This is a genomic window from Telluria sp. AIW5, from assembly GCF_056680575.1.
Genome location: NZ_CM155289.1, coordinates 4,047,746 through 4,068,912, shown reverse-complemented (window position 1 = coordinate 4,068,912; position 21,167 = coordinate 4,047,746). Strand labels below are relative to the sequence as shown.

17 protein-coding genes are annotated in these 21,167 nt (G+C 67.0%); 3 read left to right on the top strand and 14 right to left on the bottom strand.

Annotated elements, in window-relative coordinates:
* Positions 1 to 123 precede the first annotated feature (123 nt).
* The 10 genes from thyA to wrbA all read right to left on the bottom strand — a co-directional run bounded on the left by thyA (position 124) and on the right by wrbA (position 12,691).
* Positions 124 to 918 carry a thymidylate synthase gene (gene thyA, locus AC1MEM_RS18050; RefSeq protein WP_499472793.1) on the bottom strand — a complete coding sequence of 265 codons (795 nt, stop codon included), beginning with the start codon at positions 916 to 918 and terminating at the stop codon, positions 124 to 126.
* Between the two features lie 23 nt (positions 919 to 941).
* Positions 942 to 2,024, bottom strand: a complete 1,083-nt coding sequence (locus tag AC1MEM_RS18045) for a threonine aldolase family protein (RefSeq protein ID WP_499472791.1) — start codon at positions 2,022 to 2,024, stop codon at positions 942 to 944.
* A gap of 131 nt (positions 2,025 to 2,155) precedes the next feature.
* Positions 2,156 to 4,177 (bottom strand): methyl-accepting chemotaxis protein, encoded by a 2,022-nt coding sequence (locus tag AC1MEM_RS18040; RefSeq protein WP_499472789.1) that lies wholly within the window; start codon positions 4,175 to 4,177, stop codon positions 2,156 to 2,158.
* Positions 4,178 to 4,293: 116 nt separating this feature from the next.
* On the bottom strand, positions 4,294 to 6,141 hold the full coding sequence (locus AC1MEM_RS18035; RefSeq protein WP_499472787.1) for an ABC transporter transmembrane domain-containing protein: 1,848 nt from the start codon (positions 6,139 to 6,141) through the stop codon (positions 4,294 to 4,296).
* A 43-nt stretch (positions 6,142 to 6,184) separates the two neighbouring features.
* Positions 6,185 to 7,261 carry a lipocalin-like domain-containing protein gene (locus AC1MEM_RS18030; protein WP_499472785.1) on the bottom strand — a complete coding sequence of 359 codons (1,077 nt, stop codon included), beginning with the start codon at positions 7,259 to 7,261 and terminating at the stop codon, positions 6,185 to 6,187.
* Entirely contained in the window at positions 7,261 to 9,822 is a 2,562-nt protein-coding gene (locus tag AC1MEM_RS18025) for an FtsX-like permease family protein (RefSeq protein WP_499472783.1), read from the bottom strand. The genes AC1MEM_RS18030 and AC1MEM_RS18025 overlap by 1 nt, the downstream gene beginning before the upstream one ends.
* Positions 9,810 to 10,244, bottom strand: a complete 435-nt coding sequence (locus tag AC1MEM_RS18020; protein ID WP_499472781.1) for a DUF4124 domain-containing protein — start codon at positions 10,242 to 10,244, stop codon at positions 9,810 to 9,812. Before AC1MEM_RS18020 ends, AC1MEM_RS18025 begins: the two co-directional genes overlap by 13 nt.
* A 23-nt stretch (positions 10,245 to 10,267) precedes the next feature.
* Entirely contained in the window at positions 10,268 to 11,677 is a 1,410-nt protein-coding gene (locus AC1MEM_RS18015) for an FAD-binding oxidoreductase (protein ID WP_499472779.1), read from the bottom strand.
* Complete coding sequence (locus tag AC1MEM_RS18010) at positions 11,670 to 12,068, bottom strand: DUF2069 domain-containing protein (protein ID WP_499472777.1); 399 nt, start codon at positions 12,066 to 12,068, stop codon at positions 11,670 to 11,672. The genes AC1MEM_RS18015 and AC1MEM_RS18010 overlap by 8 nt, the downstream gene beginning before the upstream one ends.
* Positions 12,068 to 12,691 carry an NAD(P)H:quinone oxidoreductase gene (wrbA, locus tag AC1MEM_RS18005; RefSeq protein WP_499472769.1) on the bottom strand — a complete coding sequence of 208 codons (624 nt, stop codon included), beginning with the start codon at positions 12,689 to 12,691 and terminating at the stop codon, positions 12,068 to 12,070. Before wrbA ends, AC1MEM_RS18010 begins: the two co-directional genes overlap by 1 nt.
* Positions 12,692 to 12,752: 61 nt before the next feature.
* Here wrbA and AC1MEM_RS18000 point away from each other — a divergent pair, with 61 nt between their 5' ends.
* Positions 12,753 to 14,123, top strand: coding sequence for a YihY family inner membrane protein (locus AC1MEM_RS18000; RefSeq protein ID WP_499472766.1), 1,371 nt, complete (start codon positions 12,753 to 12,755; stop codon positions 14,121 to 14,123).
* A 132-nt stretch (positions 14,124 to 14,255) separates the two neighbouring features.
* Here the strand turns inward: AC1MEM_RS18000 and AC1MEM_RS17995 are convergent, their stop codons facing one another.
* Genes AC1MEM_RS17995 through AC1MEM_RS17985 form a run of 3 tightly spaced genes read right to left on the bottom strand, consistent with a single transcriptional unit; the run spans position 14,256 to position 16,677 of the window.
* Positions 14,256 to 14,546, bottom strand: a complete 291-nt coding sequence (locus AC1MEM_RS17995) for an Mpo1-like protein (RefSeq protein ID WP_499472764.1) — start codon at positions 14,544 to 14,546, stop codon at positions 14,256 to 14,258.
* The gene (locus tag AC1MEM_RS17990; protein WP_499472763.1) at positions 14,543 to 15,364 is read right to left on the bottom strand and encodes an alpha/beta fold hydrolase; all 822 of its coding nucleotides are present in this window, start codon (positions 15,362 to 15,364) and stop codon (positions 14,543 to 14,545) included. Before AC1MEM_RS17990 ends, AC1MEM_RS17995 begins: the two co-directional genes overlap by 4 nt.
* Before the next feature lie 2 nt (positions 15,365 to 15,366).
* Positions 15,367 to 16,677, bottom strand: a complete 1,311-nt coding sequence (locus AC1MEM_RS17985) for an O-acetylhomoserine aminocarboxypropyltransferase (protein ID WP_499472761.1) — start codon at positions 16,675 to 16,677, stop codon at positions 15,367 to 15,369.
* A gap of 183 nt (positions 16,678 to 16,860) precedes the next feature.
* On the opposite strand from AC1MEM_RS17985, the gene AC1MEM_RS17980 reads away from it, so the two are divergent.
* Entirely contained in the window at positions 16,861 to 17,313 is a 453-nt protein-coding gene (locus tag AC1MEM_RS17980) for a CBS domain-containing protein (RefSeq protein ID WP_499472759.1), read from the top strand.
* A gap of 216 nt (positions 17,314 to 17,529) precedes the next feature.
* Here the strand turns inward: AC1MEM_RS17980 and AC1MEM_RS17975 are convergent, their stop codons facing one another.
* Positions 17,530 to 19,821: a GGDEF/EAL domain-containing response regulator gene (locus AC1MEM_RS17975; RefSeq protein ID WP_499472757.1), complete on the bottom strand. Its 2,292-nt coding sequence runs from the start codon at positions 19,819 to 19,821 to the stop codon at positions 17,530 to 17,532.
* A 210-nt stretch (positions 19,822 to 20,031) separates the two neighbouring features.
* On the opposite strand from AC1MEM_RS17975, the gene aroC reads away from it, so the two are divergent.
* Entirely contained in the window at positions 20,032 to 21,123 is a 1,092-nt protein-coding gene (gene aroC / locus AC1MEM_RS17970) for a chorismate synthase (RefSeq protein WP_499472756.1), read from the top strand.
* Positions 21,124 to 21,167 lie beyond the last annotated feature (44 nt).

Genomic DNA, 21,167 nt, shown 5'->3' with positions numbered 1-21,167 from the left:
CCTGAAAAAAGGAAAACCCGCCAGGCGTGCGCGAGGCGGGCAATGCTTCAATCTAAAGGATGAGTCCTGCCTTGTCAATTGTGTACAGTCCGCGTGCACGGCTGGCCAGGACAAGGGGCGTGCTTACACCGCCACCGGCGCCTTGATGCCCGGATGCGACTCGTAGCCGACGAACTCGAAATCCTCGTAGCGGTAATCGAAGAGCGAGTCCGGTTTGCGCTTGATGACCAGCTTCGGCAGCGGGAAGGGCTCGCGCGAGAGCTGCAGGTCGGCCTGTTCGAGGTGGTTCGAATAGAGGTGGCAGTCGCCGCCGGTCCACACGAAGTCGCCAACTTCCAGGCCCGCCTGTTGCGCCATCATGTGGGTCAGCAGCGCGTAGGACGCGATATTGAAAGGCACGCCGAGGAAGATGTCGGCGCTGCGCTGGTAGAGCTGGCAGGAGAGCTTGCCGTCGGCGACGTAGAACTGGAACAAGGCGTGGCAGGGCGGCAGCTTCATCTGCGGGATGTCGGCCACGTTCCAGGCCGAGACGATCATGCGGCGCGAGTCGGGCGTGCTCTTGATCTGCTCGAGCACCTGCGCGACCTGGTCGATGTGCCCGCCGTCTGGTGTCGGCCAATTCCTCCACTGGTAGCCGTAGATCGGACCGAGTTCGCCCTTGGCGTCGGCCCATTCGTCCCAGATCGAGACGCCGTTTTCCTTCAGGTAGGCGATGTTGGTCGAGCCCTGCAGGAACCAGATCAGTTCATGGACGATCGATTTGAGGTGCACCTTCTTGGTGGTCACCAGCGGAAAACCGTCCTGCAAATTGAAGCGCATCTGGTGGCCGAACACGGACAGGGTGCCGGTGCCGGTGCGGTCGGTCTTGAGCGCGCTGTGCTCTTTCACATGGCGCATGAAGTCGAGATATTGGCGCATTGCTGTCCTTCTGACGAAACCGGCTATTTTAACGTATTTGCAAAGATGGCCAGCGCCTCGCGCAGGCGCGCTTCCGGCACGCCCAGCAGGTTGTCGCCCACGTAAAGCTCGAAGTAGCTGGTGTCCGGCAGCACGCCGTTCGACACGCGGTTGAACAGCCAGATGCCGTGGCGTTCGGCCAGCTCGGTGCGGATCGCCAGCGCGCGCTCGCGGCCCACCGGCAAGTGCAGGTGCAGCATGTTGGCGGCGGGCCGGGCCGGGTTCACGCGGATCTCCGGGTGCGCGCGCAGCGCATCGTAGAGCAGTTCGGTGCGGCGGAAGTAGTCCGCCATGGCGGCCAGGCGCGCATCGAACTGCATGGCGGCGGACACCACATAGGGCGACCTGTGGATCACGTTGCCGCCCTGGCGCCGGAACCATTCGGCGGCGCGCTCGACAAAGGCGCGGCTGCCCGCCAGCATGGCGCCGCCGAGTCCCCCGATGCCTTTATAGAGCGACACGTAGACCGAATCGAAACCGGCCGCGATCTCGGCGGCGCTGCGGCCATAGCCGGCCTGCGCCTCCCACAGGCGCGCGCCGTCCATGTGCAGGTGGGCGCCGCGGGCCTTGCAGTGCGCCTTGATGGCGTCGAGTTCTTCCCAGCTTGCTGCCTGGCCGCCGATCTCGCGCATCGGGATTTCCAGGCCGACGGCGCCGAGCTTATCGGGCACGGCTTCGAGGTCGGCGGCCGTCCATGGACGGTTGCGGTCGCCCACCTGCAGCGCGTCGAAGTGGCCGAGCATCTGGTAGTTCGAGCGCTCGTGGACAAAGATGTGGGAGGTCGGGTGCAGCGCGGCGGGGGCGTGGCCGCGGTCGGTGCAGGCCAGGCGCAGGGCGGTCACTTGCGCCATCGTGCCGCTGATGCAGAACACGGCCGCTTCGAAGCCGAGCAGGGCGGCGATCTTGTCTTCGAAGCTTTCGATCAGGGCGCCCGCGCCGTAGACGTCGTGTTCGACGCCGTGCTGTTCGCACCAGGTGGCCATGGCGGCGTACGTCTCGGCGGGGGTGCGGGCGCGGTGGCCGGGAAAGACGGTGTCGCAGCGGCGTATGAGTTCGGCGTCGGTCAAGATGGGCTCCTGGGGTGGGGCACGACTTTACACCGAACGGGTGGCGTCCGGAAGGGCGCGGGACCGCCGCGCACTGTAAGGCGGTCAACGCCGTACGAACATCCGCGTGGGCATGCCCACCCTACGGTGCATCAAACGTGCGTGAGTGCCACGCGTTGCACAGGTGCTTCCAGAGCACCGGCGCCGCCATCGAGCCTGAACAGGCGCACCGCGCGCGCCAGTTCCTCCGCCTGGTCCTGCATCGCCTGCGCCGCGGCGCTGGCCTCTTCGACCAGGGCGGCATTGTGCTGGGTCGTCTCGTCCATCTCGCCGATCGCGCGGTTCACCTGCTCGATGCCCTTGCTTTGTTCCGCGCTGGCGGCCGTGATGCCGGCCATGATGTCGGTCACGCGCCCGACGCTGGCCAGCACCTCGTTCATGGTGGCGCCGGCTTTAGAGACCAGCTCGCGCCCAAGGTCGACCTCGCCGCTCGAGGCGGCGATCAGGGCCTTGATTTCCCTGGCCGCGGCGGCGCTGCGCTGGGCCAGGTTGCGCACTTCGCCCGCAACGACGGCGAAACCGCGTCCCTGTTCGCCGGCGCGCGCCGCTTCCACCGCGGCGTTCAGGGCCAGGATGTTGGTCTGGAAGGCGATGCCGTCGATGACGCCGGTGATGTCCGCAATCTTGCGCGAGGACTGGTTGATCGACTCCATCGTCTCGACGACCTGGGCGACCATGCTGCCGCCTTTCTGGGCGATGGTCGATGCGCTGACCGCCAGCGTATTCGCCTGGCGCGCGTGCTCGGCGTTCTGGCGCACGGTCTCGGTCAGTTCGCCCATCGACGAGGAGGTCATGGCCAGGCTGCCGGCCTGCTGTTCGGTGCGGGCGCAGAGGTCCAGGTTGCCGCTCGAGATTTCGTTCGAGGCGGTGGCGATCTGCTCGGCGCCAATGCGCACCTGGCCCACCACCGCGGACAGCTTGCGGCTGATGCCGTTCATGGAGTCGAGCAGCAGGCCGATCTCGTCGTTCCGAGCGGATGCGATGTTGACCGTCAGGTCGCCGTCGGCGATGCGCAGCGCGGCGTCGCGGGCGCCGGCCAGCGGACGGGTGATGGTGGCGCGCACAAAGGCGTACAGGATCGCGGCGAAGACGAGGAGGGCGACCAGGCCGAAACCGATGTACTGGTTGCGCAGGCGCGAAGCCTCCTGCGTGATCTCGTCGCGGTAGGTGCCGCCGGCGATGACCCAGTTCCAGTCCTTGAACCAGGTGAACGCAACGACTTTTTCGCGCGCCGTCGTTTCGCCCGGATTCTTCCAGTCATAGTTGATCAGGCCCGACTTCTTCTCGAGGATCTCTTTCACGAATTCGCGGCCATCCGACGCGCGGCTGCCGAGGATGTTCTCGCCCTCCCGTGTCGGGTGCACCAGCAGCTCGCCATTCGCCTTGCCGGGCGCGGCATTGAGCACATAGAAGTAGCCGGTCTCGCCGATCCTGATCGAGCGGATGCGGTCCTTCAGCGCCGCCACATCCTTCGTGATGTCGACCCCGACGTAGAGCGCACCGACGATGGTGCCGGCGCTGTTCTTCACCGGTTCGTACTGGGTGATGAACTGCTTGCCGAACAGCTTGGCGAGGCCGACGTAGACTTTGCCGTCCTTCAGTGCGGCATAGGCCGGGCTGGCGCGATCGAGCTGGGTGCCCACCGCCCGGTCGCCGTTTTCCTTCTTCACGGAGGTGGTGACGCGCACGAAGTCTTCGCCGTCGGCCACGAAAATCGTGGCGTTGCCGCCGGTTTGTGCGCTGAAGCGGTCGGGCGCGCTGAAGTCGAGGTTCAGGACCTTGCCGTCATGCGTCAGCGACGGGACCTGCTTGCCGCCGATCTCGACGGGCTTGGATGGGTCGGCCTCGAAGGTGCCCGCGAACTGGGTGGCGAAGATGCTTCCGAAGCTGACCGCTTCGCTCGACACGGTGCGGTTGAACAGCTCGACCGTGCTGACGACGCCTTTCAACTCGTTCTGCATGTTCTGCTTTGCCCGGTCTTCGAGCATCGACGCGGTGGTGACCGTGATCGTCAGGACCAGCGCGGCGATGATCGCTCCGACGAGGGTGAAGCTGAAGGCGCTGATCTTGGTGCCGACGTTCCAGTTGGCAGGGTGATACCTATTCTTGGACATGGTTGATTGTGACAATGACGGATGTCACCAATCATACCAAGGTATTGCTTCCAGTTAATAAAACGGCGGAAAAACCGGACGTCCCTGTGTCGCCAGAAACACAGGATGCTGGAACGTCAATGCGCGACGTGCACCTGGTGAAACTGCAGCGCCGCCAGGTTGGCATAGATGCCGCCCATCGCTACGAGGGACGCATGGGTGCCGGTTTCGACCACGCGGCCGTCTTCCATCACGACGATGCGGTCGGCGCGCTGCACGGTCGCCAGGCGGTGCGCGATGATGACGGTGGTGCGGCCGACCATTGCCGCTTCCAGCGCCCCCTGCACCAGGCGCTCGGATTCGGCGTCGAGCGCGCTGGTCGCCTCGTCGAGCAGCAGCAGCGGCGGGTTTTTCAGCAGGGCGCGCGCGATCGCGATGCGCTGGCGCTGGCCACCCGAGAGGCGCACGCCGCGCTCGCCCAGGAAGGAACGATAGCCCTGCGGCAGGCGCTCGATGAATTCGTGGGCCGCCGCCAGCTTCGCGCAGGCGATGACTTCCTCGTCGCTCGCATCGGGCCGGCCGTAGCGGATGTTTTCCATCGCGTCCGCCGAGAAGATGACGGTGTCCTGGGGGACGATGCCGATCGCGCCGCGCAGCGTATGCAGGTCGAGGTCGCGGAGGTCGACGCCGTCGAGGGTGATCGCGCCGGACTGCGGATCGTAATAGCGCAGCAGCAGCTGGAACAGCGTGGTTTTGCCGGCGCCCGAGGGGCCGACCACGGCGACCGTTTCGCCGGGACGGATCGCGAGCGAGACGTGCGACAGCGCCGCCGTGTCCTGGCGCGACGGGTAGGCGAAGGTGAGGTCGTGCAGCGCGAGGGCCGCCCCATTCGACGAGCGCGCCGGCAGGGCGCGCGGATGCGCCGGATTCCTGATGTCCGAGCGCGCAGCCAGCAGTTCGAGCAGGCGTTCGGTGGCGCCGGCGGCGCGCTGCGCTTCGCCCATCACTTCGGCCAGCGCGCCGATCGATCCAGCCACGATCGAGGCGTACAGGATGAACTGTCCCAGGTCGCCCCCGGTCATGGTCCCTTCCAGCACCGCGTGCGCGCCCAGCCACAGCACGAAGACAATCGTGCCGAAGACCAGCACGATGGCCAGCATGGTCAGCAGCGAGCGCGCGCGGATGCGCTGCATGGCCGCGCCGAACGCGCCTTCGACGGTGGCGCCAAAGCGTTCGGCCTCGATTTTCTCGTGGGTATACGCCTGCACGGTCGGCATCGCGTTCAGGATTTCACCGGCCAGCGCCGAAGCGTCGGCGATGCGGTCCTGCGAATCGCGCGAGAGCTTGCGCACGCGCCGGCCGAACAGCACGATCGGCAGGATCACCGCGACGAGCAAAGCGAGGATGATCGCGGTCAGCTTCGCGCTGGTCACGAACAGCATCACCAGGCCGCCCAGGAACAGCAGGGTATTCCTCAGGGCCAGCGAGATGCTGGTGCCGACCACGGCCTGGATCAGCGTGGTGTCGGTCGTCAGGCGCGACAGCACCTCACCCGTTTGCGTGGTCTCGAAAAATTCGGGGCTCTGGTGCACGACGTGGCGGTAGACCGCGCTGCGGATGTCGGCCGTGACGCGCTCGCCCAGCCAGGACACCATGTAGAAGCGCGCGGCGGTCGCCACGCCCAGCACGGCGGCGACGCCGAACAGGGCGAGGAAGGTGGCGTCGACGTGGCGGATGCTGCGCGCGCCGGCCTGGGCGCCGAAGCCGAGGTCGATCATCTGCTTGAAAGCCGCGGGAATGGCCAGCGTGGCGCCGGCGGCGAACAGCAGGGCGATGCCGGCCAGGATGAACTGGCGGCGATAGGGCGCCAGGAAGGGGAGCAAGCCCCGGAGTGCGGCGAGGCTGCCTTTGCGCGATGTGGCGGAATCGGTGCCGGTGGTGCTCGTATCGGTGCTGGTAGTGGTGCTGGGTGAGCGCTTGGTCATCGTGTCGCTTGTTGTTGTTCTGCTTGTAATGTTAACGTGTGGTTCAAAGTTTCATCCGTCGTACATAGCCGGTCATCTCGAGGTAGCCGCGTCCGGCCGGCACGCCGTCGCGCTGTAGCGTCACCGCGCCTTCCCAGTAGACAGCGCCGGTCGAGCGGCGCGAATCGAGTTCCTGATCGGGCTGCAGGGGCGCGATTTGCCAGCGCGTGGCGCCCGTCGTGATCGTCGTCGACACCGGATACTCGCCATTCGTGCGCGGCGACTTCCACCGTGCCTGGGGCGCGAAACTCACCTCGTCCGGTGCATAGCGCGTGACCTTGCCGTCGCGTCCGCGAACGGCGGCATACGCCCATAGTTTACCACCGTCCTTGCTGCGGATCTGGAAAGCGGTCAGCGCCGAGCCGTCGTCGAGGTTCGCGGCGATCCAGTCCCAGCCCTGCGCCTCGGGCTGCAGTGCTTCGCTCGACCATTCGTGGTCGAACCAGGCGCTGCCCGTCACGGGCCCCACGGCGCCTGTGCGGCCAGCCATACCGGACACCTTCAGCTGCGGCAGGCTGTAGTAATAACTCGCGTGCTGCGCGGCGGGTCCCTTGCGCGAGTAGCCGGCCTCGCCCTGCAACAGGGGCGGCTGGGTCGGCGCCAGCATCAGTTCGAGCGTCATTTCCGCAGACTTCAGCGTGACGCGGTAGCTGCCGTCGGCGGCGCGCACCATACGCCAGTCGTCGAGTTTTACATCGAGATCACCCGGTTTGGCCCAAGCCAGGCCGAAGCCTTCGCGGGCGCTGCGCTGGTCGTGCACAAGATGGCCGAGCCCGGGGTCGGACAGCGCCGCGTGGCCGATCACCAGCTGATGCGGCGCGAACGCGCTCGGGTTGGCCGGATCGTGCCCGGTACGGCTCCGGAAAAAGGTGACCTGGAAACCGAGCGGTTTGCCGGCGGCTGTGTTGAGCCAGCCCGTCACATACCACCATTCGGTCCGGAACGCGGGATGGGCGCCGAAGTCGCGCGGGAACACCAGCGCCTGCCCGGGTTTTACGGGCGCGAAGGTGGGCGGCGCGGCCTGCGCCAGGCCGGCCAGGTCCGCCAGGAACAGCAGCAGCACGACAAAAATAAAGCGCATCACCAGTCCTCCCGCACGGCGCGCACCGGCCCGCCCGACAAAGCATAGCGTCCCGACACCAGCGCGGTGCCGACCGAGGCCGCGACCAGCACGGCGGCGACCGTTCCCAACAAACCCCAGGGCAGGTGCAGCCCCATGGTCCAGTGGAAGGATTGCGGGTTGACGACGAAAACGAGGATCAGGCTGATCACGAGGCCGAGCACAAAGCCGCAAGCCACGCCGAGCAGGGTCAGCAGGCCGCCCTCGCAGGCGAGGATGCCGAGTACCTGCCCGCGCGTGACGCCTACGTGGCGCAGCATGCCGAACTCGCGCGCCCGCGCCAGCGTCTGCGCCGAAAAGGTCGCGGCCACGCCCGACAGGCCGATGACGATGGCGATCGCCTCCAGCAGATAAGTGACCGCGAAACTGCGGTCGAAGATCTGCAGGCTGGCCGCGCGGATTTCGCCGGGCCGCGCCAGCTGCAGCGCGGGGCCGAAGGGCAGCTTGCGCAGCGCGCGTTCGATGCGGTCGAGCGCCGCTGCGTCGCCGGCATAAATGGCGGCATCGGTCACTTCCAGTGCGCCGGTCAGCGCGCGGTAGTCGGGCAGGCGCACGACGATCGAGCCGGACTGGTTGGCGTAGTCGCGCCAGACGCCGGCGACAAAAAAGGGAGCGGGACGCCCGCCCAGCGGCAGCGCCAGCGTCTGGCCGGGCTTGACGCCGTAGAGGTCGAGCATCGCTTCCGAGACCCAGGCGGGACGCGCGCCGGGGGGCGCCGGAAGCGAGGCGCCGACCAGGAACAGCAGGCGGCCGGGGTCGGCGGCATCGATGTCGCGCGCGATCAGGATTACGTCCGGGCGGTCGGCCTGCAGCGAGATCGGCCGCGTGCGCAGGAACTGGACTTGTGCGCCGCTGTTTCCAGTCCTGGCCGCGCTGGCGATGGCATCCTGCTCGGGTTTGCCGAAGAAGCCCGAGCTGTTGCCGGCCGCGCTACGCACGTACAGGTCGGCCGGCAGGATGTGGCGCATCCAGTCGTCGACCGAGATGCGGAAGCTGGCCACCATGATCCCCATCGCCACCATCAGGCTGAAGCTGGCCAGCACGCCGCCCAGCGCAATCGATGCCTGGCCCGGGGCATTCGCGAGGCGCGAGAGCGTCAGCGCCAGCACCGGCGGCGGCCTGGAAGCGCGCCGCAGCGGGCGTTCGAGCATGCGGAAGCTTGACGCGGCCAGGCGCGGCATCAGGCCGATGCCGCCGATCAGCAGCAGGGCGATGGCGACATAGCCGAACAGCGGCAGCTCGAACACGGGCGGGGCAAAGGCGAACAGCCCGGCCAGCGCCAGGCAGATGAAGGAAGGCCAGACGCGCGACAGGCGGCTCAGCGCCGCTTCGTCGTTGCCGGCTTTCAGGGCCACCGCAGGTTTGGCGCGCGCCGCCTCCAGTGCCGGCGCCAGGCAGCCGAGAAGGGCCACGCCCAGGCCCAGCGCGAAGAAAACGAAGGCGGCGAGCGGCGTGAACACGACTTGCGGTTTGATGCCGGGGAAGTAGCCGGCGCCGAGGTCGCCGCCGAAAAAGCGCAAGGCCAGCGCCGCCAGCGCGTAGCCGGCCGCCACGCCCAGCAGCGCGCCGATCACGCCCAGGCCGGCGCCTTCGACCAGGACCTGGCGCAGCAGCTGCCCCCGTTCTACGCCCAGCACGCGCAAGAGCGCGAACTGGCTGCGCCGCCGCATCACCGACAGGGCCTGGGTCGAGAACACGAGGAATGCGCCGGTGAACAGCGCGACCAGGGCCAGCACGGTGAGATTGACGCGGTAGGCGCGGCTGAGGTTATTGTTGCGGCTTTCCTGGTCGCTGTCGTTTGGCTGCTGGACGCGGAAGCGGCCGGGGAAGCGGCGTTCCAGGTCCTTCCTCAATCCAGCCTCGAACCCGGCGCGGTTCACGCCGTCGCGCAGTTTCAGGTCGACGCGCGACAGTTTGCCGAGCTGCTTGAGGCGCCACTGGAGGGCGCCGATATCCATCACGCCGAAGCGCTGGCCGGGCCGGGCGCGCTGCACGGGGCCGGCCACGCGTAGCGCAAAGTCCGTGGTGCCGGCGCGCACCCTGAGCGGCGCGCCTGCATGCAGCTTGAGCCAGCCCTGCGCCGCGGGAGACAGGAAAACCGTATCGTCGGCCAGCACGTCGGCGCCGCGTCCCTCCGCCGGCACACCGAGCAGATCGGGCGCGATATAGCCGGCCCGCAGCGGGTCGATGCCGACGATGCGCAGCGAAGCTTTCGCACCCGGCACCGCGGCCTGCAGTTCGAGCACGGGCGAGGCCAGCGCCACGCCCTCGTACTGCGCGAGAAACGGATAGACCGCCTCGTCGAACAGGGCTTCGCGTCCGGCCACCTGGACGTCGGCCTGGCCGGACAGGCTCTTGATCGCCGCCGAGAACTCGTTGAAGGCGGCGGCGTTGATCAGGTGGATGGCAAAGCCCATCGCCACCCCGACCGCGATCGCGGCCACGGCCAGTACGGCGCGCACGGGATGCGCGCGCCATTCGCCGACCAGCAGCCAGGTTGATAAGACGTTCAGGCCGGACATTGAATTGCCAGCGCCTCCGCCCGCCGCTTCGCCTTCAGGCGCGCGGCGGCGGACGCCGCCTTGCCGGCGCGCGCCGCGTCTTCTTCCGCCCATTTCTGCTGCAGGCGCAGGCGCTCGCATGTCGAGCGCGCGGCCGCTGCCGCCCGCGCCGCACGCCCGTGTTCGCGCTCGTCGCGCGCATCGCGCGCGTCGGCGGAGGAGCGCTCTTTTTGCAGCGCCGCCAAATGGGCCTTGTCGCGTTCCAGCGCTTCGGCGGCATCGGCGCCGGAAGGGGCCGGCGGCACTTCCAGCGCCGTCGTTTTCCCATGCGCGCAAGGCCGCTCGCCATAACTGACCTTGCCGTCCACCGTGCATTTGTAGACCGTCTGCGCCGCCGCCGGCCCGGCCAGCGCGCACATGCCCAACACCACCATGGTCTTCATCGCGCCCATTGCTTCACCCTCCCTCACAAAATTTTGCCAGGGTTCATGATGCCGAGCGGGTCGAGGGCGCCTTTGATGGCACGCATCATGTTCAGTTCGACGGGGTCCTTGTAGCGTTGCAGGTCTTCGCGTTTCAGGGCGCCGATGCCGTGTTCGGCCGAGATCGAGCCGTCGAAGCGGGCCACGCTGTCGTGCACGATGCGGTTGACCGCCGGCTGGTTGCCGAGGAAGGCATCGTGCGAAACGCCCTCCGAGGGCGCGACGTTGTAGTGCAGGTTGCCGTCGCCCAGGTGCCCGAAGCAGACCACTTGGCAGCCGGGAAAGGCATGCGCCAGCGCGGCGTCGGTGGCGGCGATGAAGGCGGCGATCTGCGAAATCGGCAGCGAGACGTCGTGCTTGATGTTCTTGCCGGCGCTGGCCTGGGCCAGCGGGATGTGTTCGCGCAGCTGCCACAGGCCGCTCGACTGGGCGATCGAGGTGGCGACCACGGCGTCGTCGGCCAGGCCGCCCTCCAGGGCCGCTTCGATCGCGCCTTCCAGCAGTCCCACCGCGTGCTCCTCGGATTCGCTGCTCGACACTTCCAGCAGCGCGTACTGCGCATGGCTGCGCCCGAAAGGACGCGGCAGGTGCGGGAAGTGTTCGGAGACGAGTTTCAGGCAGAAGTCCGACATCAGCTCGTAGGCCGTCAGGCTCGAGCCGCACTGGTCCTGCATCAGCGACAGCAGGGACAGGGCGCGTTCGGGCGAATCCATCGCCACCAGGGCCGTGGTCGAGGCCTTCGGCTGCGGATACAGTTTCAGCACGGCGGCAGTGATCACGCCCAGCGTCCCTTCGGCACCGATGAACAGTTCGCGCAGCGCATAACCGGTGTTGTCCTTGCGCAGGCCGCGCAGGCCATCCCAGACCTCGCCGGCCGGGGTGACCACTTGCAGCCCCAGGCACAGGTCGCGCGTATTCCCGTAGCGCAGGACGGCGGTGCCGCCGGCATTCGTCGACAGGTTGCCGCCGATGGTGCAGCTGCCTTCGGCCGCGAGCGACAGGGGGAACAATAAACCGGCGCGGCTGGCCGCTTCCTGGATCTGCTGCAGGATGGCGCCGGCTTCGACCGTGATGGTGCGGTTCGTGGTGTCGATCTCGAGGATGCGGTTCATGCGCCGAAGCGACAGCACCACGGCCGCGCCGCTGGCGTCGGGCACGCTGCCCAGCACGAGGCCCGTGCGTCCGCCCTGGGGGACGATCGGCACGCGCGCCGCCGCGCAGGCGGCGACGAGTTGCGCCACCTGTTCGGCGTTCGCGGGCAGCAGCACGGCGCGCGCGCGCCCGGTGAAGCGGCCGCGCCAGTCGGTGAGATAGGGCGCCATCTCGCTTTCCAGCGACAGCACCCAGGACGCGCCGACGATGCCGCGGCAGCGTCCGAGGAAGTCCTCAGTCATGCGGTACTTTTACCTTGTCGAGCAATTCCTTGGCCATCTTTTGCGCCGCCTTTTTATACGGTCGCAGGTAGAGCAGGGCGCAGGCGAAATACACGCAGACCAGCGCCACTTCGCCGAGGGCCATCATGCGCGACAGTTCCTGGGTGTCGCTCCAGGCCCGCACTGCGCCTTCGGCAAAATAAATCAGGATGAGCATCGACGACCACTGCAGCGTGTACAGGTCGCGCTTGATGACGCCGCGCAGCGGCACCAGCAGCAGCACGGCTTTCAGGGCCAGCAGCGAGCCGCCCGGATGCAGCGGGGCGACCCAGATTTCCCAGGCCACCAGCCAGCCGATCAGCCAGATCAGGCTGGCGATGGCGCCACCATGGAAGAGCTTTTGGGTTTGCATCAACGTGGTCCGTGCAGTGGTAAGTGCAACTTGGCAGCGGCTTCGGCCAGGCGGCGGCCAAGGGCGATCGCGAGGCGCTTCTCGTCTTCGGTGACCTGCTTGTCGCCGTCGATGCCGGCCCAGTGGGTGGCGCCGTAGGGGCTGCCGCCGCTCGAGGTCGTCATCAGTTCCGGGTGGGTGTAGGGCAGGCCCATCACGAGCATGCCGTGGTGCAGCAGCGGAATCATCATCGACAGCAGGGTCGCTTCCTGGCCGCCATGCAGGCTGCCGGTGGAGGCGAACACGACCGCCGGTTTGCCCGACAGGGTGCCGGCCAGCCATTCGGCCGCGGTACCATCGAGGAAGTATTTCATCGCCGCCGCCATGTTGCCGAAGCGCGTGGGCGAACCCAGCGCCAGTCCCGCGCACTCGGCCAGGTCGGACAGTTCGACATAGGGCGCGCCATCCGTCGGGATGCTGGGCGCGGTCGCTTCGGCCACCGTCGACACCGCCGGCACCGTGCGCAGGCGGGCATCGACGCCCGGGATGCTTTCGATGCCCTGGGCGATCAGCTCGGCCAGCTTGCGGGTGGCGCCATGGCGCGAGTAATACAAAACGAGAATAGTCAGGGAGGTCGGGTTCATCGTTGGTATTATAGAATGCTTTGCTGGAGCAACTGCTCTTCGGCCGATCTAAAACGACAACATGCTATCCAAAACCGTTCATGCAATTTCGCGCTCGACCAACGAGATGCTCAGCGACGGCTTCGAGCGCGTGCGCGGCCTGACGCTGCTCGAGGTGCAGGACCTGGTGCGCTTCGCGCGCCGGCGCCTGCGCGAGGAAATGCTGCCCCAGGTGGCAGGCAGCCTCACCTTTACCACGACGCTGGCCCTGGTCCCGCTACTGACGATCGTACTGGCCATTTTTACCACGTTTCCGATCTTCGGTCAGCTCCGCACGGCCCTCGAAACCTATTTCGCCCAGGCCCTGATGCCCAAGGCGATTTCGAACACGATCATCGCCAACCTGACCCAGTTTGCCGACAAGGCCAAGGGCTTGTCGATGCTGGGTGCGGTGGTGCTGCTGTTCACGACCACCGCCATGATGGGCATGATCGAGCGCGTCTTCAACCAGATCTGGCGCGTGCGCCGCCCGCGCCCGCTGATGCAGCGGATGCTGACCTATTGGGCCCTGATCACGCTCGGCCCACTGCTGTTCGGCCTCTCGATTTCGCTCACGGCGCAGCTGTTCATGGTCACCGGCGGCGTGATGAAGGCGGTGCCGTTGCTCGGCACGGTGCTCTCGACCCTGGCCTCGATCGCGCTCACGACCGGCGCCTACACGCTGCTGTACGTGGCGGTGCCGAACCGCTACGTCAACTGGCGCGACGCCTTGTGGGGCGCGCTGGGGGCGGCGATCGCCTTCGAGCTGGCGAAGCGACTGTTCGCCCTGTTCATCCGCCAGTTCCCGACCTACGCCATCATCTATGGCGCCCTGGCCGCGCTGCCGCTGTTCCTGGTCTGGATGTATCTGTCCTGGCTGATCACGCTGCTGGGCGCCGTGGTGGCCGCCGCGCTGCCGGTGGTCAAATACGAACGCTGGTGGCATGTGCCTGCACCGGGCGGGGTGTTCGTCGACGCGATGGCCGTGCTGAAGGTGCTGCACGGCGGCGCGCATGCAACCGGTTCGGCGCTGGTGTCGAGCGCGGCGATCCGCGCGCATACCCGGATCGGGTTCGATGAATTGAGTTTGCTGCTCGAGCAGATGGTGGCTGCCGGCTGGGTCGGGCGGGTGCAGGCCGAGCTGCCGGCGGGGGGGCGCTGGAACAGCGCAGGGCGTGCCGGCGCCGACGACTGGGTGCTGCTGGCCGATCCCGACAAGCTGCGCGTGGCCGACGTGTACCGCCTGTTTGTATTCGGCGGCGCCAAAGCGGCGCTGGCGCCGAACGCGCAGCAGGTGGCCGGCTCGACGCTGTCGCTGGACGCCGGCGCGCTGGCGCGGCAGGTGGAGACGGCCGTGGGGCAGGGGCTGGACCAGCCGATTGCGGCGTACTTCACGAGGATGCACGCGCCGTAAACGCGTGGGCATGCCCACCCTACGGTGTGCAGCAGCCAGCGATCGTCGTGTAACGTAGGGTGGGCATGCCCACGCGTTACGCACGGCCAATCAGTCGAAATATCAATATGGGCACCGCACCCGGTCGCCCCATCAAAAACTCAGCTTCCCGGTCAGCATCTGCCAGTACATCACCCAATCCGCCTTGAACGACAGCCACGGCTGCGCGAACGTCGCCGGGCGGTTGTGCTCATAGAAGAAATGTCCGATCCAGGCGCCGCCATAGCCGAACACGAGCGCCACCAGCACCCACCAGGCATTTGCCGTCACGATCGCCGCGGCGATGGATGACAGCGCCCCCGAGCTGCCGATGAAATGCGTGCGCCGGCAGCGGCGGTCGGCGTGCTGGCTCAGGTAAAACGGATAGAACTCGGCAAGGGTCATGGGGTGGTCTCCTCGAGCGACAGGGCAAAGGCGTCCAGCGCGTCGAGCACGGCATCGGGCTGTTCGCTCATGAGCGAATGGCCGGCGTCGACCTGGACCACTTTTCCATGCGCGATCGTGCTGGTCAGCAGTTTGGTCGAACGCGCCGGCGTCATCATGTCCTTGCTCCCGAAAATGAAGAGCGTCGGGCAGCGCACCGCAGCCGCCGCCGCCTCACCGTTGGCATACGCATTGCAAGCAGAAAAATCCTTGTAGAAGAGCTGGTCCGGATTCAAGGCCGACATGCGCTGCATGAGCCGGCGCGCACCGCCCATCACCGAGAATCCAGGGGCCGGCGAAGACGGCTTGTGCGCAATCGTCGAATGCGACCAGATGTTGACCATGTCGATCGCCCTGCCTTCGTCGTCCCGCGCGGTCGCCAGCAGGGCGTCCGACACCTTCATCGGCCAGGTCGTGCCGAGCATGGCAAGCGCGCGTATCTTTGCCGGCGCACGTTGCGACGCTTCGAGCGCAATCAGTGATCCCATGCTGTGGCCGACCAGCAGGGCCTTGCGCACCCCGGCGGCATCCAGCACCGCCAGCAGCCAGTCGGCCATCTGTTCGACGCTGCCGAGCGCCGGGCCGGCGCTGCGGCCATGCCCCGGCAGGTCGACCGCCAGTACGCCATAGCCGTGATGCGCGAACCAGCGCGACTGCAGGCCCCAGACGGAGTGGTCGTTCTGGGCGCCGTGGATGAAGACGACGGTCGGCAGCATGGCGTCGAACGCCTTGCCGCCGGTGTAGCAATAGGACGCCTTGCCTTCGATATCGAGGATCATGTTTACGCTCCTTTCTGCGAGGCTTTGAGCGCGCGCGCCAGGTCTTCGATCAGGTCGTCCGCATCTTCCAGTCCGACCGACAGGCGCATCGTCCCTTCCGTGATGCCGGCTGCGGCCAACTGGTCGACAGGGACGCGGAAGTGGGTGGTCGAGGCAGGATGGATGACGAGCGACTTGGCGTCGCCGACATTGGCCAGGTGCGAGAACACTTTCAGGCTGTCGACGAAACGGCGGCCGGCGGCGCGGTCGCCCTTCAGGTTAAACGTGAACACGGCGCCGCTGCCTCTCGGCAGCAGGGAGAGTGCCAGCGCGTGGTCCGGGTGGCTGTCGAGCTCCGGATAGGACACGGATGCCACGGCAGGATTCGAGAGCAGGAATTCGATCACGCGGCGCGTGTTGGCCACGTGGCGGTCCATGCGCAGGCCGAGCGTCTCGATGCCCTGCAGGATGGCGAACGCATTATGCGGACTCATGGTCGCGCCGAAGTCGCGCAGACCTTCGCGCCGCGCGCGCAGGGCAAAGGCGCCGACGGTCGACTCTTCGGTGAATACCATGCCGTGGAAGCCATCGTAGGGCGTGCACAGTTCGGCGAAGCGGCCGGTCCGGTCATGCGCCGCCTGCCAGTCGAAAGTGCCGCCGTCGACCAGCAGGCCGCCGATCGCCGTGCCGTGCCCGCACAGGAATTTGGTGGCCGAGTGGAACACCAGGTCGGCGCCGAGGTCGAATGGCCGCTGCAGGTACGGCGTCGTGAAGGTGGCGTCGACCATCAGCGGCAGATCGTGCTCGTGGGCCAGCGCGGCGATGCGCGGGATGTCGAGCACGTCGAGGCCCGGGTTGCCGAGGGTTTCGCCGAACAGCACCTTCGTCTCCGGGCGAATGGCGGCGCGCCAGGCGTCGAGGTCGCGCGGATCGACAAAGGTCGTCTCGATGCCGAAGCGCCTCAAGGTATAGCCCAGCAGGTTGTGCGAGCCGCCGTAGAGGGCACGCGAGGCCACGATATGCGAGCCGGCGCCGGCGATCGTCGACAGGCCGAGGAACATCGCCGCCTGGCCGCTGGCGGTCGCGATGCCGGCCACGCCGCCTTCCAGGGCCGCGATGCGTTCTTCCAGCACCGCATTGGTCGGGTTCGAGATGCGCGAATACACGTGGCCGCTGCGCTCCATGTTGAACAGCGAGGCGGCGTGGTCGGAATCGCGGAAGGCGAAGGAGGAGGTGAAGTGGATCGGCGTGGCGCGCGCGCCGGTCGCCGGATCGACGGCTGCGCCTGCGTGCAGCGACAGGGTGTCGAAGCCTGGGTAGTGTGGACCGCTCATGAATGTCTCGTTTTAAGGAATAGTTATGGGCGGCATCGTAGCATTCTTTCATCGCCGCGCAAGCCGCCGAGGGCTTCTCCCTCGCGTAACTGGATTTTCTGCTAGGCTTAGGCTACATTCGTGTTATGCCTTAGACAAAGAAATCGACTAGTGAATATTCCAACAGAAGCCGGGGTGGCTAATATGAAAGTTTCAGAAATCCTGCAGGTCAAGGGCAATATCCTCTACACGGTGACCCCTGAAACACTGCTCGCCGACGCGGTCAACACGATGTCCGAAAAGGACATCGGTTCGCTGGTGGTCATGGAGTATGGCGACCTCGTCGGGATGCTGACTTTCCGCGAAGTGATCAAGGTGCTGCATTCGAACGGCGGCGCCCTCGGCGCCGGCACCGTACGCAAGCACATGGATGAAGCGCCGATCACGGTCACCCCTGAAACCGAGGTGAACGAAGTACGGCGCATGATGCTGGAAAAGCACGCGCGCTACCTGCCGGTGATGGACGCCAAGACGCTGTTGGGGGTGATTTCGTTCTACGACGTCGCGCGCGCGGTGCTCGAGGCGCAGAGTTTCGAGAACCGCATGCTGAAGGCGTATATCCGGGACTGGCCGGCGGAGCAGACGGCGGAGGATTAACGAGCCGCGGTCCCTGGCGCCTGGATGGCGCTGTTCGTAGGGTGGGCACTCCGTGCCCACGCGGACGTTCGCGTCGTGTTGGCGGTGTTGATCGCGGCGACCTGTTCATGTCGCGGCGTCAACCGAGGCGAGTTCGCGGCTCTTCCATGGATAACGACACCAATGGCGCTACCACTGCGCTGACTTCCGCGTGGGCACGGGGTGCCCACCCTACGATCAAGCAGCGTTCAACTGCTGCATTCCCAACCATTCCAATAATGCCTCCGGCGACAAGGGCCGCGAGAACAGGTAGCCCTGCGCCAGCGGGCAGCCCAGCGCGTGCAGGATCTGCGCCTGGCGCTCGTCCTCGACACCCTCGGCGATGATCGACAAGCCCAGGTTGCGCCCGAGCTGGACGATCATCTCCGCGATGCTGCTGCCGCGCGCGGAATCGGTGATTTCGGACACGAAGGCACGGTCGATTTTCAGGCGGTCGACTTTCAGGCGCTGCAGGTGCGACAGCGACGAGAAGCCGGTGCCGAAGTCGTCGATCGCGATCGAGACGCCCGTGCACTTGACCTGGGCCAGCATTTCGGCCAGCTGCTGCGGCTCTTCCATCGCCATCGACTCGGTGATCTCGAGCTCGATGAATTCGGGCGGGGCGCCACTCGCCGCTAATGCATTCCGCAGCACGTCCACGAACTGCGGATGGCGGAACTGGGCCTGCGACACGTTCACCGACATCGTGAAGTCGAGGTAGCCGGCTGCGCGCAGGCGCATCAGTTCGTCGCAGGCTTCGCGCAGCACCCAGGCGCCGATCTCGACGATGAGGCCCGAGTATTCGGCGATGGGAATGAAGCGGTCCGGCGGAATCATCGTGCCGTCCTTGCTGCCGTCCTGCATGCGCCAGCGCAACAGCGCTTCGGCGCCGAAGGGACGGTGCGTCGCCAGGTCGACCTGCGGCTGGTAAGCCAGGAACAGTTCGCCGCGCTGGACGCCGGAGCGCAGCGCGTGCATCAGGCGCACGCGTTCGCGGATCTCGACGCCCATGCTGCGCGAAAAATAGAAGTGGCCGCCGCGCTGCTGCGATTTCGCGCGTTTCAGGGCAATGTCGGCATCCTTCAGGGCATCCGCGCCGCAGCCGTCGTGTTCGACCAGGCGCACCAGGCCGAGCGTGGCTGATACCTGCACGTCCTGGCCCTCGATCGAGAAGGGCGCTGCGAACAGCGCGTGAATCGCTTCCGGCGTATTGAGTGTACCCATCCCCAGCACGGCGAAAATGTCGCCGCCGATGCGCGCCACCTTCAGGCGCGGGTCGAGCTGCGCTTGCAGGCGCCGGGCCACGGTGACCAGCAGCTGGTCGCCGAACTGGTGGCCGAGGGCGTCGTTGCTCTCGGCGAAATGGTCGAGGTCGACCAGGGTCAGCGTGGCGTCGGAGGCTTCGGAGGGTTCCGCAGCGGCCACCACGCTGTCGAGGTCCTCGACAAGCTGGGTGCGGTTCGGCAGGCCGGTCAGCTGGTCGAAGAAGGCGGCATTGTTCAGGCGCCCGACCAGTTCAAGGTTGTCCAGGCTGACCGCGACCACGCTGGCGAAGACCTCCAGCAGGCGCTTGTTGCCCTCGCTGACCGGCCGCGCGAGCGGGACCGCGGCGGCGAAATCGCGCCCGGATTTACCGGGGAAGTACAGCGTCAGGCAGGTCGGGCTGAATTCGGGCTGGCGCTGTGCCAGGGCGCGCGCAAGCGGGCCCGCCAGCAGCGCGTGCTGCTGGGCGTCCCGTCCTGCGTCGTGTTCGGTGTCGAGAATGCGCTGCTCGAGTGCGAGCGCGTCGCCGGCGCCGCCGAGCACGCGCAGCCCGTGGGCGTCGCGCGCGCACAGCACGCCGCCGGGTTCCTGGCCGAGCAGGGCGGCCGCCTGCTGCAGTACCGACCGGGCGACGTCGCGCGCGCCGTGCAGGCGCATCAACTCGGTGCCCGCGTGGACGATGCGCTCCAGGCCGGCGCGCCCGGCGCCCAGCGCATGCAGCTGCTGGTAGGCGCGCACGGCGGCGGCCACGGTCGTGTAGAGCTTGGTGCGGGTAAGTTCGGACTTGGTGCGGTAGTCGTTGATGTCGAGGTCGCGGATCGCTTCCATCTCCGGCGTGTAGCCTGGCTGGCCGGTGCGCAGGATAATGCGCACGTCCAGCATGGCCAGCGTTTCGCGGATATGGCGCACCAGGTGCAGGCCGGCCTCGGGCTGCTCCATGACGACGTCGAGCAGGATCACGGCGATGTCGGGCTCGCGCGCCAGCAGGGTGCGCGCGTCGCTCGCCGAATAGGCGTGCAGGAACTCGAGCGGACGGTCCTGGATTTCGAGGCCCGCCAGTGCGAAGGTGGTCGTCGAATGGACGTCGGCGTCGTCGTCGACGATGAGGATGCGCCAACCAGGGACGCCGGGCCGGCCGCCGCGCAGCTGCGCGAGCGGCGCTTCATCCAGGAAAACCAGGTCGTCGTGCGCGTCGAACGCGACCCCGGGCGACATCGATGCGGGCATTATTATTGCGTCTCCAAGAGTAGGCTCGGCAGTTCTTACCCGCGAAGTATAACGGACATTGGCGGCCGGAGCGGCCAAATAATGTTGCCGCAGGCAAATATATATCCACAAGGAAACATGAGCGCACCAGGCCCGGCGAAAAATCCGGGCGCCCGCGGCTTGCGCCGCGGGCTGGTAGAATGGTCTTTTTCGCACCTTCCGCCTACGCATATGTCTGGTAATTCCTTCGGTAAGCTGTTCTCAGTCACCACCTTCGGCGAATCGCATGGCCCCGCGATCGGCTGCGTCATCGATGGCTGCCCGCCGGGCATGGCCCTGTCGGAAGCGGACATCCAGCTCGAACTCGACCGCCGCAAACCCGGCACCTCGCGCCACGTGACCCAGCGCCAGGAAGGGGACCGCGTGCAGATCCTGTCGGGCGTGTACGAGGGCGTGACGACGGGCACCCCGATCGCGCTGCTGATCCCGAACGAAGACCAGCGCAGCAAGGATTACGGCAACATCGCCGAGACCTTCCGACCCGGCCACGCCGATTACACCTACTGGCACAAATACGGCGTGCGCGACCCGCGCGGCGGCGGCCGCTCCTCGGCGCGCCTGACCGCGCCCGTGGTCGGCGCCGGTGCGGTGGCGAAGAAATGGCTGCGCGAGCGCTACGGCATCGCCTTCATGGGCTGCATGCGCCAGCTGGGCGAGATCGACATCCCATTCGGCGGCTGGGAACACGTCGCGAACAATCCCTTCTTTGCCGCCACCGGCGATTGCGCCCTGCTGGCGAAGATGGAAGACTACATGGACGAGCTGCGCCGGGCCGGAGACTCGATCGGCGCGCGCATCGACGTCGTCGCTACCGGCGTGCCGGTGGGTTTCGGCCAGCCGATCTATGACAAGCTGGACGCCGACATCGCCTACGCGATGATGGGAATTAATGCGGTGAAGGGCGTCGAGATCGGCGCCGGCTTCGGCGCGGTCGTGCAGAAGGGTTCCGAGCATGGCGACGAACTGACGCCCGAAGGTTTCGTCGGCAACCAGTCCGGCGGCGTGCTGGGCGGGATCTCGACCGGGCAGGACATCACGGTCTCGCTGGCGATCAAGCCGACGTCTTCGATCCGCGTGCCGCGCCGCTCGATCGACAAGGCGGGCAACCCGGCCATGGTCGAAACCTTCGGCCGCCACGACCCCTGCGTCGGCATCCGGGCGACGCCGATCGCCGAAGCGATGCTGGCGCTGGTGCTGATCGATCACGCGCTGATGCATCGCGCGCAGTGCGGCGACGTGCGGGTCGATACGCCGCGGATCTGAAGGGGAAGCCCGGTCGCTACGCGAGAATTTAGCGGTCCGTAGGG